The organism is Allobosea massiliensis (genome assembly GCF_042655245.1).
Classification (GTDB): domain Bacteria; phylum Pseudomonadota; class Alphaproteobacteria; order Rhizobiales; family Beijerinckiaceae; genus Allobosea; species Allobosea massiliensis.
The window spans coordinates 14,141-28,835 of record NZ_JBHSLU010000048.1 but is presented as its reverse complement, the minus strand read 5'-3'; the positions used below and the strand labels follow the sequence as shown (position 1 = coordinate 28,835).

Genomic DNA, 14,695 nt, shown 5'->3' with positions numbered 1-14,695 from the left:
TCAGACCGCACCGGGCACCTCACGGCGCCAGCCTACCAAACGGTCGATCTGTGTTTGAGACAGGCCGCCCGGGAACTGGCCTCGATCTATTTACTGTCCGAGTGAACCAGGACCTTGGTCTTCGGCTTCCGTCGCCATACCGCCATAAGCAACGCCTGCAGCACGACGTCGGTGACCTGCCGGCTCTGCAGTGACCAACCAATGACACGGCGGGAGAACAGGTCGATCACCACGGCCAGATAGGCAAAGCCTTCCTGGGTCCTGATGTAGGTTCTTTAATTGATCGCCTGCGCTTGGTGATATTGTAGCTGTGATCGGTCGACTGCAAGGTTCTTTTCGAAGTCGTCTCTGGCGAGCGCTTCATCTCGGCATCCAAGGCTTCGACGTCCCGAAGGTGATATTCGCGATGCACAAGGTGCTCGCACGTAGATCGCACGGGATCAGTCGACTGCCTGCCGCCTCAACCGACACGGCAACAATGGCAGGCGCGGTTCAGGGCGCCTGTGTTGTTTCGGATCAGGCCTCCTGCAGCTTGAAGGTGGTACCGTCGCGCCAGATGGCATGCATGATCACGGCGAGTTTTCGCGCCAAGGCAACGACCGCTTTCTTATGGCTGGTGCGCTTTTTCAACGCCGTCGCCCAGTCCTTCAGTCCCTGCCCGCTGACCGCCTTCGCGCGGCATAGCAGGCTGTTGGCGGCCTCGTACAGTACGGTGCGCAACATCTGGTCGCCACGTCGTGAGATGCGGCCACCATAATCCATTTCGCCGGACTGGAAGCGGCGCGATGTCAGTCCAGCATAGGCGCCCACCGAGCGGGAGCGACGAAACCGCGCGGGATTGTCGATGGTCGCGACGAACGTCACAGCGCTGACCGCTCCCACCCCTGGGATACTCATGAGGCGTCGGCAGGCCTCGTCCTCGCGCGCATGTCTCAGCATGGCTTTTGACAGTTGGGCGACCTGACGCAGTGCCTCGGTACGGATCCGGAGCAACGGCAGGATGATGTCCGTCAGCATCGGCGCGCGCGCCACGGCGTCGGCCGTGCGCTGTTCGAAGGTGCGAAGATGTCTCGGAAACACCACGCCGAAGCTGGCCAGCAGCCCCCTGATCGTATTCTCGACGTTCATCCGGGTCTTGATCGCAACCTCCCGAGCCCGGAGCAGTGCGCGGCGCTCCTGAGCGTCCTGGCTCTTTACGATGACCTTGCGATAAAAGCCGGTACGGGCAAGGTCGGCCAGCATCGCGGCATCGTTGGCGTCGGTCTTGTTGTGCATCTGGCTGAGCACCGCATGTGCCTGGCGCGCATCAACGCACACGATCGGCACACCGCGACCGGCGAGCTCATGATAGAGCCAGTTCGCCATGCGGCCAGTCTCCATCACGACCGTGACAATTGGCAACCCGCTGGCCGACAACGCGTCGGTGATCGCATCGGCGTCCGTCGCCTTCTTGGTTGTCAAAACCGATCTGCCGTCGTGATCCCGGATACAGATCGCCGTCTCGTCCTTCGAAACGTCCAGTCCTGCAAAGTAGCGTTCCATCATGCTCTCCTCGCTTCGGCAGCCTCAGCATGGCGTCGGAAAGGGGGAGCGATCAATTACGCCGAGTGATGTCCGTCACCCACGCTGTGTCCTGCGCCTCGACATCGAACTGTCGGGCGAGGGTGTTATCGACCACGACCGACGGCTTGCCGCCATGAGATCCCGGCCGGCGTCGATAGCCGATCTGAGCCTTGATCCCGGCCAGCCTGGCGAGGCGGGCGACCCGGTTGGCGCAACTGGTTTCGCCCTGATCGAGCAGGTCGTCATGCAGCTTGCGGTAGCCGTAGACCCGGCCGCTTTCCTTCCAGGCCTTATCGAGAAGCTCGATCTGGCGCGCATCCTCCCGAGCTCTCCGGCTCAACGGATTCTTCAGCCAGGCATAGAAACCGCTGGGCTGGATGCGCAGGTAGCGACACATCGCCCGCACCGGGAACTGGTGGCGATGCTCTGCCACAAACGCGTATCTCACTTTGCATCCTTGGCGAAATACGCGGTGGCTTTATGGAATGGCTCGCCCCTTTCCCTCGGCGCAAGATTGCGTCGGCCGAACATGGCACGGAGGTGAGCCGATGAATGAGATCAAGGTTCTGGGAATCGATCTTGGCAAGGACGTTTGCAGCGTGGTGGGTTTCGACGGCGCGGGGAAGGTGCTGCTGCGTCGGCGGATGCGGCGCGACAGTATCGTGAAGCTGGCGTCAGGAATGGCGAGCTGCGTCATGGCGATGGAAGCCTGCTGCGGCGCCCATCATCTTGGCCGCCTGCTTCGCGGGCAGGGTCACGATGTGCGACTGATGTCGCCAGAGTATGTTCGTCCGTATGTGAAGGCCCAGAAGAATGACGATCGGGACGCCGAGGCGATCGCGGAAGCAGCCACCCGCCCGACGATGCGCTTTGTTGAGCTGAAGAGCGACGAGCAGCTCGACATGCAGAGCCTGCATCGAGCGCGGGATCGGCTCGTCGGCGAGCGCACGACGCTGATCAATCAGTTGCGAGCGATCCTTCTCGAACGTGGGATCGTGATGGCGAAGGGGCGGCGCAAGCTCGAACTTCGACTGGATCAGCTCCTTGCTGGCGAGGTGGCAATCAGCCGTCGGGTCAGACTGCTGGTCGAGGACATGCGAGCCCAATGGCGCGCCCTTGACGAGCGGATCGGCGCATTCGATGCCGAGTTCGTTGCGATTGCACGTGAAGATGCCGCAACGCAGCTCCTTTCGACGATCCCAGGGGTCGGCCCATTGAATGCGACCGCCTTCGTCGCCTCGGTGGGACGGGCAGAGACGTTTGGCCGGGGCCGGGATCTTGCCTCCTGGCTCGGCCTGGTACCTCGCCAGATGACGACCGGCGGCAAACCTAAGCTTCTGGGGATCAGCAAACGCGGCAACGGCTACCTTCGCAGGATACTGATCCACGGCGCGCGAGCGGCCTTGCCGTCCCTGGCAAAGGGGCGGACGTTGCTCGGCGAATGGCTGCGCGGATTGCTCGCGCGAACGCATATCAACACCGCCGTGGTCGCGCTTGCGGCGAAGATGGCCAGGATCATCTGGGCCGTTTTGAGAAGCGGGCGTCCCTTCCAGGTGGAGGTGATGGCGCCAGCTGGATGATCAGAGCTTGGCCGAAGGGGAGCGTCCTTCAGGCCAGCGTTGTCTGTGAGTGGACTGGAAAGATGGCCTGACAGTCGAACGGCGTGCCGCGATCCTGATTAAAAAAATGGCGCCAGACGCCGACGGCTTTATGAGGATCGGTACGCGCGAAAGCTCCATCTTGGCCGAGGCACGCCCTCGAGACCGGATACGTTGGCGCAGACTGAAAAGCCGGAAAGAAATCCCTTGCAGGCGGGGCGAGCCATACGTTTTTTAGGATGTCGCGCTCCTCGGTGACCCGCACCAGTTCTGCCTTCAGACGGCGGATCTCCGCAGCCTGGTCAACATCAGCGGGGGCCAATGGCTTCGAGAACTTCCGCTTCCAGGCATAAAGCGAGTGCTGGCTAACGCCGATCCGCTTGGACACCTCTGCAACAGGATAGCCCCGCTCCGTGATCTGCGCGACCGCATCACGCTTGAAATCGTCCGTGAAATGTCCGGGCCCCATCATGGCCTCCTTGCTGACCTGCCCCTGATCTGTCATCCAGCGGCGATTAGAGCCTCGGCGGGTTTTGCGCGGAATTGCGCAGCGGTGGAGAGCTTGGCGGCATAGGCCGCCGGCGGGATGTATCCGAGCGCCGAGTGGGGGCGCCGGAGGTTGTAGTCGTCGGCCCAGGCGGAGATCCTGATCCTTGCATGATCGAGGCCGAAGAACAGGCTCTCATTGAGCAGTTCGTCACGCATGCGGCCGTTGAAGCTTTCGCAAAAGCCGTTTTGCATGGGCTTGCCGGGTGCGATGAAGTGCCAGGTGACCCGGTTCTCCTGCGCCCACGCAAGCATGGCGTTCGAAGTGAACTCGGTTCCATGATCGGAGACGATCATGCCCGGCTTGCCCCGACGCTCGATCAACACCGTCAGCTCGCGTGCCACGCGTCGCCCCGAGATCGAGGTGTCGGGAATGGCCGCAAGGCATTCCCGTGTGACGTCGTCGACGACGTTGAGGATGCGGAAGCGCCGGCCGCAAGCGAACTGATCATGGACGAAGTCCAGCGACCAGCGTGCGTTGGCCTTCGCTTCGACGAGGATCGGTGCCCTTGTTCCGACTGCGCGGCGTCTCGCGCGCCGCTTGCGCACTGTCAGGCCTTCCTCGCGGTAGAGCCGGTAGATGCGGTTGATCCCAGAGGGCTCGCCGTCGCGGCGCAGCAGAACAAACAGCCGACGGTAGCCAAAGCGCCTCCGCTCATTGGCGAGCTCCCGCAGCTGCATTCGTAGGGCCAAGTCCGGCGGCCGGCACGACTTGTAGCGGACCATCTTCCGGTCAGCGCTGACGATGCTGCAGGCCCGCCGTTCCGACAGGCCCATCACGGCCCGCAGATGCGCGACTGCCTCGCGCTTGGCGGCGGGCCCTACCATTAATGAGATGGCCCGCCCCGGCTCTCCGGCTGCAATGATGCAGTTGGTCGTATTCCCTGCGGAAGGAGAGCCGATATGTCCAGAAGCCCATTCGCCGATGCCGCCGTCTTCGGCGTCGATCTCGGCAAGACCCGCTTCGACGTCATGGCAGCCGATAAATCCGGCAAGCCGCTGCGCCGGGCGAAGCTGACCCGTTCCACCATTTTGCCGTTCTTTGAGCAGGTGCCGCGGGGTTTGATCGGGATGGAGGCCTGTCCGGGCGCCCAATGGCTGGCACGTAAACTGGCAGCGATGGGCCACACGGTCCGGATCATTCCAGCCCAGTTCGTGAAGCCCTTCGTCAAGTCGAACAAAAACGACGCGCGGGACGCGGAGGCGATCGCTGAAGCGGTAGTTCGTCCGACAATGCGCTTTGTCGAGATCAGGCAGGAAGCCCAGATCGATTTGCAGGCACTGCATCGGATTCGAGACCGGATTTCCGCGAACAGGATACAGCTCATTTGCCAGATGCGCGCCTTCTGTCTGGAATACGGCATCGCGATGCGGCCAGGCGCGGGCGTCTTCAAACTCGACATGGCTCGCATCCTGACCGACGAGGACAACGATCTCACGCCCATGATGCGAACGCTCCTGCGAGAGCTCTGGGACGAGTTCGTCGTTGTCGATGCGCGGCTCGCCGCCGTCAGCAAGCAGGTCGAGGCGATTGCCGATCGGGTCGATGCCGCACGGCGCCTGATGTCGATCCCGGGGATCGGACCGCTTGGAGCGACGGCATTACTCGCGGCGATCGGCGATGGCCGCCAATTCCGCAAGGCCAGGGATCTTGCCGCGTGGCTCGGCCTCGTTCCTCGCCAGAACTCCACCGGCGGCAAGACAACGCTGTTGGGGATTAGCAAGCGCGGCAACCCCTATCTGCGGCGCCTGATTATCCACGGTGCACGCTCGTGCATCGCTCATCTCAACCGAGAGCGCGACCGGATGGGCGAGTGGATCGGCCAGCTCGAACAGCGGATGCACCGCAACAAGGTGGTTGTCGCATTCGCCAACAAAATCGCCCGGATGGCGTGGGCCGTGCTCACGCGGCCGGGCAATCTTTACGAACGTGTCGAACCGACCAAGGCCTGATCGGCGCGTTCTCACCAGGTTGCGGGGTCAAGGAGTGATGTCGGAACAGTCGATCCGCTGGTTGTAAGCCCTGTCAAAAAAACGGGCGTCATGGCCCGTACGATTTATTGGGAACAACCGGCGCGCATCTCATCATGGCCTGGCCGCAACAGCGGCTCACTCGCGAGAGGCCGGATACATTTACGCAAACTGCGCCCGACAGACGTCCAAATCCCTTGCAACGCCGGGGCGGACCATACATTTTTTGCGAGAAGCTCGCGGAGTGCGGCTGCATCCAACATCTGCTCAGCCAGCAGCTTCTTGAGCTTGGTGTTCTCGTCCTCGAGTTGCTTCAGGCGCTTGGCCTCGGAAACATCCATCCCGCCATAGCGGGCCTTCCAGTTGTACAGCGTTGCTTCCGAGATGCCATGCTTGCGCGCCAGATCGGCGGTCTTCGCCCCCGCCTCATGCTCGCGCAGCACCGCGATGATCTGCTCCTCGGTGAACCTGGCTCGCTTCATCTGTCCGTCCTCGTCAGGGCCGGACTCTAACTCCGCGTGGAGGAAAAACTCAGTGGCAGGTCAAACTCGCTAAACTCTCCTGGACAAAACCCATTATCCCGCCAGTTGACGCGGCCGTTCGAGTCATCGCGCTTGGTTGGAAAGCACAGCATTTGCCTATGACGTTGGCATCTGAATTTTACAGCCGCATCTCAATTAAGTAGCTGAAATTGCTAAATTCTGATCCAGACTACGAATCTGAGGGTCAGAGGTTCGAATCCTTTCGGGCGCGCCACTTCCGTTCAAAACTGCGAACACCCAGATTGCGAGCGGCATTGCCCGCGATAGCCTGTTCCAAGGTGGTTTTATCCCCGATGATGCGGACGAGATCGTCATCGACTTCGACGCGATCGACGACCGACTGGATGTAGGCCTTGCGGAACGGAACGTCGCCGGAGGTGACGCTTTCGCGCATGAGGCGTCCGAACCGCTCGATGGCTTCCGGCTCCAGGGTGGTCGGCGGGGCGGCTTGCGCCCTGATTCGTTCCAGCGCGGCCATGGCGCGGTCACGCTCCAGCTTGAGGGTGGCGATCCGCTCCTTCAGGAGGTCGTCGAGATCGGTCACGCCATCCTCGACCATCTTGTAGAGGCGCTTCAACCTGTCCTCGGCCTGGGCCGCCTCGGTCTGGAGGGTCGTGATCCGGGTGTCGACCTCCAGCGCGCGCTCGGCACGCCCCGCCGCCAGGCCGGCGAGCATGACCGTGAGCCGGTCCGGCTGGAACAGGTGGTCAACAAGATGATCGGTGACGAGCGTGTCGAGCCTGTCCATCCGGATCGCTCGTCCCTTGCAGGCCGTCTTGCCCATCCGGCCGTGGACCGAGCATGAGTAGTAGCGGTGGACCTGCCCTGATTTCGAGGTGCCGGTCCGTAGGGTCATCGCGCCCGAGCAGGTCGCGCAGGTCGCAAGGCCGGTCAACAGGATCGGGCCGGTGACCACGCGCGGCGGCGTGGTCATCGGGGCGTTGACCTTCATCCGCGCCTGCACCGCGTCGAATTCGTCGCGCGGAATAATGGCCGGCACCTCGACGACGATGTGCTCGCTCGCCGGCTTCTCGGCCAGGGTTTTGGAATCGCGCTTGTTGAAAACCCACTGGCCGATATAGACGGTGTTGGTCAGGATGCCATGCACGGTCGCGACGCCGAAGCGGGCCCCTTTGCGGGTGCGATAACCGCGCTCGTTCAGCCAGCAGGTCAACTGCTTGACGCCGAGCGGTCCGCTCGTCCCGTCACCCGACCGGTAGAGCTTGAAGATCAGCCGCACGGTCTCCGCTTCGACCGGATCTTCGACGAGCTTCTTCTTGGCCCGGTTACCACGCTTCTCGACTTCGGCGGTGGTGTAGCCGAGCGGCACCGGCGAGCCGTTATAGAAACCCTGACGTGCATTCTCCTTCATTGCACGTAAAACGTGCTTAGCGTTCTCCCGGCTCTGATATTCGTCGAACAGCGCGATCACCTGGCGCATCATCACCTGGGCGGGGTCGTCGCCCAGTTCCTGTGTGATGGAGACGAGCCGCACGCCCGCCTTTGCGAGCTTGCGGATATACATCTCCAGGCCGAACGCATCGCGGAAGAAGCGGCTGAACGAATGCACCAGGACGATGTCAAACGGCCGATCGTCATCGGTGGCACGCTCGATCATCTTCTGGAATTCCGGCCGGGCATCGTCGGTCGCCGAGGCGCCGGGCTCGACATATTCGGCGACGAGATTCCAGCCCTTGCCAGCACAGAAGGCGAGAATCTGTTTGCGTTGGTCGGGGATCGACAGATCAGACTCGGCCTGTCGTCCGGTCGACACACGAAAGTATCCACACGCTCGAACGGAGCCGTCCGATATCGTCGGCTCAAAATTCGACTTGTGGAGATACTTGTTCATCTTTGCTTTCCCGCGCAGATCTATTTCTGTATTAAAGCATAATTCTTTCGATAGATCAAATATTTAGAGCGATGCGGCGAACGATATTCTCGCTCGGATTGATCTCGCGCCAGCGACAACTGGGGCAAACCGGCGCTCGCTATCTCTCAGCCCCGCATCATGTTGGCGGCCGAGGTTATCGAGCCTGTAGACGATGGCTAGCGCAGGTGTCGCCGCAGGCGCGGGCTATCCAGGTACGGCGCGTCCGTCGCCGAAGATCTGACGCATGGCCTCGGCCTCGGCCAGTTCCCTGCAGAGCACGGCCGTCATCTTGACGGTCACGGCACGCGGGGCCTGCTGGATCAGCATCAGCCGACCCCGGCCCTTGATGATCATGCTGTCGACGCCGTGCGGGCAGCTCTCATCCTGCCAGATTCCCCAGACGATATCGCTCGCGCAAATGATCTCGGCCAAGGCGCTCGTTTGGTTCTCGCTCCGAAGGATAAGGCCCTGGTTCGCGTTGGCCATGTCCACGAGCTCCTGCAGATGCTGCTGTTCATTCATGTCGAGTTCCTTCTGATCGGGTCGGCGGCACGGGCCGGGCTGGTTTCGGGGGAGGCTCTCCACGGTCCTGCTTGCCCGGCGGGGTCAGGATTTCGTCGAGAAGGCGACCGAGCCAGGTCTCGATCACGTCGAGCTCGGCCGGCGTGACCGGGACCGGTTCGGGCCAGTCACCGACGACGGTCGGGTTACCGCCGCGTTCTGGCGAGCCGACGCAGGCGGCTGGCCCTCTCTCACGCTCAGAGCTCATGGTCGAGCTCGCGGCGTCGTGAGGCGGTCGGGGTCCGGCTTTTCGTCTGTTCGCGATCAGTTTCGATCACCGCGACGGTCGAAAGCTTGACGTTTGACCGCGACAGGCGCCCGGCGAGCCACGCGCGGCGTTCCAGCGCCGTTGGCCCTGCATCCGATGTCTGCCGGTCGAGAGGGCGGTCGGCGAGCAGATGACGATCGATCGCCGCGGTATCGACGACGAGCATCGTCTCGATGCGCGCCCGGCTCGCGGCTACATAGATGTCGTGGCGATCGAGCGCGGGATCGGCGAGAACCAGGGTGCGGTCGACGGTCAAGCCCTGACTGCCGTAGATCGAGCTCGCATAGCCCCAGCCGAGACGGACGCGGCCCGTCTCGTCGGCGAACGCGGCGGGGTCGAACGTGACGAGACGCCCACCCGTGACAGCTTCGATCCGAACCCTGCGCCCATCCGGCGCATCCCGTTCGGGTTGCTCCATCACCTTGGTGACGGTCCCGGTCGAACCGTTGACGACGCCGAGTTCGTCGTTGCGAACGAGGAAGCGGATGTGATCACCCGCCGCCAGCATGATCTGGCTCGCATGGCCGGACGGGGTGACCCCCGCGATCTCGATCTCGAGGCCGCGGATCAGTCCCCTGTCCTTGAGCCGGCTGCGAACCTCGCGCGAGATCGCCCCGACCTGCGCGTTGGTCCTGGCCAGAAGCAAGGTGGAGGCGGTCGGATCTGCATCCTGGCCTGCTTCCCAGCGATCGACGATCGCCGTGATCGCTGCCCGGGCGCCCCGCACCTCGACGAGCAATCCCCGCTCGGCGAAGGCGTCGAGCGCGCGACCGGCCTCGCCGGCGCCGAAATCGCGCACGGCGTCTCGGGCCCAGGCGTCATGCTGACGCACGATCGTCTCGACGCGTGCGGCCGCGACGGAGCGGCTGACGAGGTCTAGACCCGGTCCGGCTCCGATCGCCTGGAGCTGGCCGCGGTCGCCGACGAGGATCAGCTTGGCCTGCGCCTGCTGCACCTCGGACAGGATCGCATGCATGTCGCGCGACGAGAGCAGGCCCGCCTCGTCGACGATGAGGACGGTGTTCTGATCGAGGATCTTGTGTCCTCGCTTGACCTTTTCGATCCAGCTCGCGGTCGCGCGCGCCTCGATGCCGAGATCGTTCTGCAGCATCCGGGCGATGCGCCAAGCCGAGGCCGCGCCGAGAACCCGATAGCCTGCTCCCCGATAGGCGCTGACGATCGGAGCGAGGGTCGTGGTCTTGCCGCTACCCGGCGCGCCCTCGATGATCGCGACGGCCTGGGAGCCGGCCGCGGCTAAGGCAGCATCCTGCTGCTCGAGACTGAGACCGGCCTCCTTGCATCGTACGATCAACGCGGTCTGGTCGACGCCCTTGCGCGTATCCGAGGCGAGGTCGCGCGCGATCTCGACGACCTGACGCTCGATCGCGACCATTTCGGCAGTCGAGTGGCGGGGAAGCCCGATCGAATCGCGGCCGATCTCGACGACCGCTCCATCCTGCAACAGGCGCTCGACTTCACCGCTTGCGCGTTCAGCCGGAAGACCGGTGCCGACAAGTGCGGCTGAGACCGCCCGGAACAGGTCGCGCCGTTCGAAGACGCTGCGGGTTTCGGTGAGTTCGCGTGGCAGAGCGACCAGCCGCTCGGCCAGCAGTCGCTCGCCGCGCTCCAATTCGGGCTGGCGGCCCTGCCGGCGAAGGTTCTCCGCGAAGGTCTCGACGACGACGCCTTGCGCGGCAGCGGCCTCGGCCCAGATATCTTCGCGTGAGCGGGGGCCGGTTTCGCTCTTCGCCTCGCGCGTCGCCCGGGTGATCGCGGAGGCGAGCGCCGCAGCCGAGCGGCTGGTCGTCTGGTGCTCGGCGAGCTCGTCTTCGATCTCCCTTCGCCGTGCGCTGAAATACCGGATCAGCGCGTCTTCGACACCGGCGATCTCGAAAACGCCATTGTAATCGAGACGATCGAGCACGAAGCCGAGGGCTTCGACCTCATGCGCGAGCGCAGCGTGATACTGCGCGCCGGCGGCCATCTTCCAGTCGCGCAGGATCTTGGAATGGATGGCTCCAACGGAGCCATCCGCGCGAGTGGCGAGGTTGAGGACGACCGCGTGAGTGTGCAGGTTCGGATCGCCGAAAATGCGTCCGTCTTTATGTTCAGCCGGGCGGCTTTCGCCATGCTGGAAAAGCCCCGCTGAGAGCGCGACCGGCTCGAGCGTCAGGCCGCCCTTTCCGCGCCGGGCCCAAATTGCCTCGCGTTCGACGACGCGAAGAGCAGAGCGGGCTGCGCGTTCCTGCGCGGCTTCGATGGCGGTCTTGAGTTCCGGCCCGGCGAAGGCCCAGACTAGGGCGACGGAGCGCGGTGCGCTGAACGTGATGTCGAAAGCCGGAACGCGGTCTGTCCTGCCGCCCTGCCTGAGCAGGGCTTTGCCATCGACACCGAGGCCAGCATAGAGACGCTCGAATGCGGCGCGCTCGACCTCGGCGCCGTCCACGAGCCCGAAATCGCCGGCGGGAGCATACCAACGGCCAGCCGGCTCGACGGTGCCGAGATAGTACTCTGCACCGCGGAGGTAATAGGAGCTGGCAGCAGCAGGATTCCAGGTAGCGACCAAGACGGCCTCCAATGACAGGAGGCCTTCGAATTAGCCGGCAGGGCGCCTTCAAAGTTTGGGATTAACTCGCGTAGCGCCGTCCACCTGCTCTGATGGTATCGGATCGCTATCCGACAGGAGGCGATCCGAAATCGTCCGTCTCGCGAACTCGATTTGCGAAGAGGTGAGGCTACGGGTTGAGCCAGGGCGCCGGCTCATGGCCGGGGCGGCGATCGGGCCAACCCGTCGCCGGAATATCGACAATCGCGGGATTGCCCAAGCCCAGGATCATCGCCCGAACAATGGGCTGCCCGTACTCCTTTCGCACGCCGAGTTCGGTGTCGAAGCGATCTTCGGCGAGGACAGGAGCGGTTTCGCGAACCGTGTCGCGAATGGTCCGCTTCGCCGCCGGATCATACCTCTCAGGTCCGTCGAACTCGATCGTCCGTTCCCCCAGCCAGCCTGTAACGCGGTCGGCGGTATCGCCCGGGTCGATCTGATGCACCAACTTGATCCGAAACCGGGCGACGAGAATTCGGCTCAGATTCTCGCCATAGAGTTCGATGAGATGCGCGATGTCCTGGACCGCCGCCACGGTCACGATGCCGAATTCGCGACCGATATTCAGCAGGTTCGGCAGCCGATGCAGCCGGCCGCATTCGGGAAGCTCGTCGAGGCAAAGAGCCAGTTTCGCCGCCGGATTCCGTTCCCGTCCCGGCCGCAGCGCGAGCCCGACCAGGCGGTCGACCAGGAACGCATTGAGCTGTTGTGTCAGCTCCGGATACTCGCTGGATTTCTGCAAAACGAGCACACGCGGCAGATGACCATCGCCATCGAGCCAGCGGCGCAGACTGAACCGTCGATCCGCGGGCGTTTCGGCCCAGGCTTCCGCGAGGGGATGGACGACGGTCAGCGCCGCGATCCACAAGGTGATGAGAACCGACATGGTCGTGCGATTCTCCTCCGGGTCGTCGCTGCCGAAAATCAGCCGGCTCGCGCTCGCTGCGCCGCGACGCTCGAGCACAGCCTTGATGGTGGCACCGGGCGAGAGCAGCGCGTCCCTGAGATCGACCCAGCCCCAGCGGCCTTGTGTGTTGGCCGCCAATGCGATCACGAGATCGGCCCAGACCGCTCGCGAGCCGTCACCCCACATGGTTTCGCCGGCCGATGTCGGGACCGCGTGGGCTGCGAACTCGCGTGCGTGTTGAGGGTTCCGGATGTCTGCGGCGATGTCGTAGACCCAGGAGCGGGCATCGTGCGGGGCCACCAGGATGAAATCGTCGGACGGAAGGCCGGCGGTCATGTCGCCCTTGAAGTCGTGAATGAGCGTCTTGTCGCCGCGGAGGACGAGCTGTTCGATCACTGCGCGCAGCGTCGACGATTTGCCCGAGCCCTGCGTGCCCAACGCCAGGATGTTGTAACCTTCAACGGTCGGCGTCAGCTGCACATGCGGCACCAGCCAGAGGCCGCGCTTCAGCACGCGGCCTGTTTTGGCGATGGCGCTGCGCAACGATGCGCGGGCGTCGCCATCGAAAACCGGTCGCTTACCCTTCAGGGTCTTTGTTTGCTCCCGCTTCGGCGTGGCCGAAACGATGCTCACGAAGGCGATCGCAGCGGCCGAGAGAACAGCTGCCGCGAGCATGCTCAGCTGAAACTTCGCCGAATGCGACTGCATGATCACGCCGATCAGGCGGGAACTCACGCCAGGCTGGCACTCGAGCCCGATCCAATGCGGCACGACAGGCAGGCAGCCATCGCTGGTGAGCATCACGGCGCCGATCCAGGCGAGGCTGGCCAGATCGAGATCGACGGTCCCGCGCGCTCCGACAACCTGCGGCGGGCGGATTTCGAACAGCAGAAGCAATCCAATAGCGAGGACGATCGCGGCCGTCGAGACCGCGCCGAGAACGGCCGGAGCATACGAGCGGACTTCGACGAAAGGGTTGCCAGTAGACATTGCTGTCTCCGTTGTGGCGGGACGGCTGTCAGCCGAACGCGAGGCTCACGAGGAAGGCGAAGAAGAGGACGACAATTCCGAACCCGGTGCCGGACGCGACACCGGCGAGCCAGGCCGACCGTTCCGGCCGGCGCAGGCTCGCCCATCCGGAAGCCGGCCACTGATCCGACTGCGGGTTATCGGCCAAGCCGCCCAGGAAGGGCCTCTTGCCCCCGGCCGGAGAAATCTCCAGCGTCTTCAGGAGGTCGACCCAGCCCAGCGTGCTGAGATAGGACAGCCGGCGCGGATCGAACGCGCCCGGGTCCTGCCGGAAATCGTCGGCGAGACGCTGCACCAGGTCCTGCTCCCCCTCGCGTCTCTCGGTCGAGGCGAGTTTCGCTGCCCGCTCGAAGGCTCCGCGCCGCTCAACCATGCCCGCCTCCGCGCTTGCTCCAGGGCAGCACGCGATCGAGCTCTTCGAAGACGGTCGCGGTCCAGCCGGCAACGTCGCCGCGCACGATCTTCGCTTCCGGGCGGGGCAAGCCGGTCACGGTCATCACCTTCTCGACGGGCATCTGAGCAACCTGAACGAACCGGCAACGCGCCGCTTCGAAGGGCCTCCAGGAGCCGGCCTCGATCGCCGGCATCCGCAAGGTCGTCGCCTGCGCTTTCAGGGGCGCGATCATCGTACGATGCACACCGGCGGCATCCGATGCCGGATGGAGGTTGGTGAACAATCCGTCCCGTTCGTTCTCAACCAGCACGAGCCGGGCCTGCGGGATCCGGTCCAGCAGAAGGGTGGCCGTCTGGGCCGCCTGCCGCATGCCCTCCGCTTCGGCGACATAGGGCACGATCAGCGTGGTCTTGACTTTCCATTGCGCCAGATCTTCTGCGAGATCGACCAGGCCGCTCCAGTGCGCCAACCGCGTCGCCTGGTTGGCTCCGGTGTCGATCAGCACGCTGGCGCCGCGTCCAGCGGCCTTTTCGATCATGGTATAGAGCGGGGTGAACGATCGCGCCTCGGCGGCGGGATCGCGCCGCGCGTCCTTCGCAACCGGCGCGATCGTCAAGACGTTGCGCCCGAGCGCATGGGCGAGCCGGTGCTGCGCATCCACCTGCGCGACCCCGAGTGGGGCTTCGTGCAGGTAGGCATGATCGGCAACCGCGAGCGCGGCCAGGCTCTTGCCCTGGCCGCCCTTCTCGTTCGCGACGATGATGAGATGCGGCATCGCCATGCCGCTGATGAGTTCCTGTTTCGAGCGAGCCATATTGATCCTTCCTGTCGGGTCGGG

9 protein-coding genes and 5 pseudogenes are annotated in these 14,695 nt (G+C 64.0%); 2 read left to right on the top strand and 12 right to left on the bottom strand.

What is annotated here, in order from left to right; translation table 11 throughout:
• Nucleotides 1-95: 95 nt before the first annotated feature.
• The 3 genes and pseudogenes from ACFPN9_RS15880 to ACFPN9_RS15870 form a co-directional block, all read right to left on the bottom strand.
• Nucleotides 96-272, bottom strand: a pseudogene (locus tag ACFPN9_RS15880) (DDE-type integrase/transposase/recombinase); the annotation flags it as partial.
• Between the two features lie 244 nt (nucleotides 273-516).
• Nucleotides 517-1,542, bottom strand: coding sequence for an IS110 family RNA-guided transposase (locus ACFPN9_RS15875; RefSeq protein ID WP_377817244.1), 1,026 nt, complete (start codon nucleotides 1,540-1,542; stop codon nucleotides 517-519).
• A 64-nt stretch (nucleotides 1,543-1,606) separates the two neighbouring features.
• Nucleotides 1,607-2,041 (bottom strand): annotated as a pseudogene (locus ACFPN9_RS15870) (IS3 family transposase); the annotation flags it as partial.
• Between the two features lie 70 nt (nucleotides 2,042-2,111).
• On the opposite strand from ACFPN9_RS15870, the gene ACFPN9_RS15865 reads away from it, so the two are divergent.
• Nucleotides 2,112-3,143 (top strand): IS110 family RNA-guided transposase, encoded by a 1,032-nt coding sequence (locus ACFPN9_RS15865; protein WP_067989537.1) that lies wholly within the window; start codon nucleotides 2,112-2,114, stop codon nucleotides 3,141-3,143.
• 250 nt (nucleotides 3,144-3,393) lie between these two features.
• Here the strand turns inward: ACFPN9_RS15865 and ACFPN9_RS15860 are convergent.
• Both ACFPN9_RS15860 and ACFPN9_RS15855 read right to left on the bottom strand, forming a co-directional pair.
• Nucleotides 3,394-3,630, bottom strand: a pseudogene (locus tag ACFPN9_RS15860) (transposase); the annotation flags it as partial.
• 32 nt (nucleotides 3,631-3,662) lie between these two features.
• Nucleotides 3,663-4,535 (bottom strand): annotated as a pseudogene (locus ACFPN9_RS15855) (IS3 family transposase); the annotation flags it as partial.
• A gap of 75 nt (nucleotides 4,536-4,610) precedes the next feature.
• Between ACFPN9_RS15855 and ACFPN9_RS15850 the strand changes: the two are divergent.
• On the top strand, nucleotides 4,611-5,660 hold the full coding sequence (locus tag ACFPN9_RS15850) for an IS110 family RNA-guided transposase (RefSeq protein WP_067989539.1): 1,050 nt from the start codon (nucleotides 4,611-4,613) through the stop codon (nucleotides 5,658-5,660).
• Between the two features lie 236 nt (nucleotides 5,661-5,896).
• Here the strand turns inward: ACFPN9_RS15850 and ACFPN9_RS15845 are convergent.
• From ACFPN9_RS15845 to ACFPN9_RS15815, 7 genes and pseudogenes are all read right to left on the bottom strand, one after another.
• Nucleotides 5,897-6,160, bottom strand: a pseudogene (locus ACFPN9_RS15845) (transposase); the annotation flags it as partial.
• Nucleotides 6,161-6,404: 244 nt separating this feature from the next.
• On the bottom strand, nucleotides 6,405-8,072 hold the full coding sequence (locus tag ACFPN9_RS15840; protein WP_377817243.1) for a recombinase family protein: 1,668 nt from the start codon (nucleotides 8,070-8,072) through the stop codon (nucleotides 6,405-6,407).
• A gap of 225 nt (nucleotides 8,073-8,297) precedes the next feature.
• Nucleotides 8,298-8,615 (bottom strand): hypothetical protein, encoded by a 318-nt coding sequence (locus ACFPN9_RS15835; RefSeq protein WP_066721957.1) that lies wholly within the window; start codon nucleotides 8,613-8,615, stop codon nucleotides 8,298-8,300.
• A 236-nt stretch (nucleotides 8,616-8,851) separates the two neighbouring features.
• Nucleotides 8,852-11,488, bottom strand: coding sequence for a MobF family relaxase (mobF, locus tag ACFPN9_RS15830; protein WP_377817242.1), 2,637 nt, complete (start codon nucleotides 11,486-11,488; stop codon nucleotides 8,852-8,854).
• Between the two features lie 169 nt (nucleotides 11,489-11,657).
• Nucleotides 11,658-13,424 carry a type IV secretion system DNA-binding domain-containing protein gene (locus ACFPN9_RS15825; RefSeq protein WP_066721959.1) on the bottom strand — a complete coding sequence of 589 codons (1,767 nt, stop codon included), beginning with the start codon at nucleotides 13,422-13,424 and terminating at the stop codon, nucleotides 11,658-11,660.
• Nucleotides 13,425-13,452: 28 nt separating this feature from the next.
• Nucleotides 13,453-13,836, bottom strand: a complete 384-nt coding sequence (locus ACFPN9_RS15820) for a hypothetical protein (protein WP_066721962.1) — start codon at nucleotides 13,834-13,836, stop codon at nucleotides 13,453-13,455.
• Nucleotides 13,829-14,671: a P-loop NTPase family protein gene (locus ACFPN9_RS15815; protein WP_066721964.1), complete on the bottom strand. Its 843-nt coding sequence runs from the start codon at nucleotides 14,669-14,671 to the stop codon at nucleotides 13,829-13,831. Before ACFPN9_RS15815 ends, ACFPN9_RS15820 begins: the two co-directional genes overlap by 8 nt.
• Between the last annotated feature and the right edge of the window lie 24 nt (nucleotides 14,672-14,695).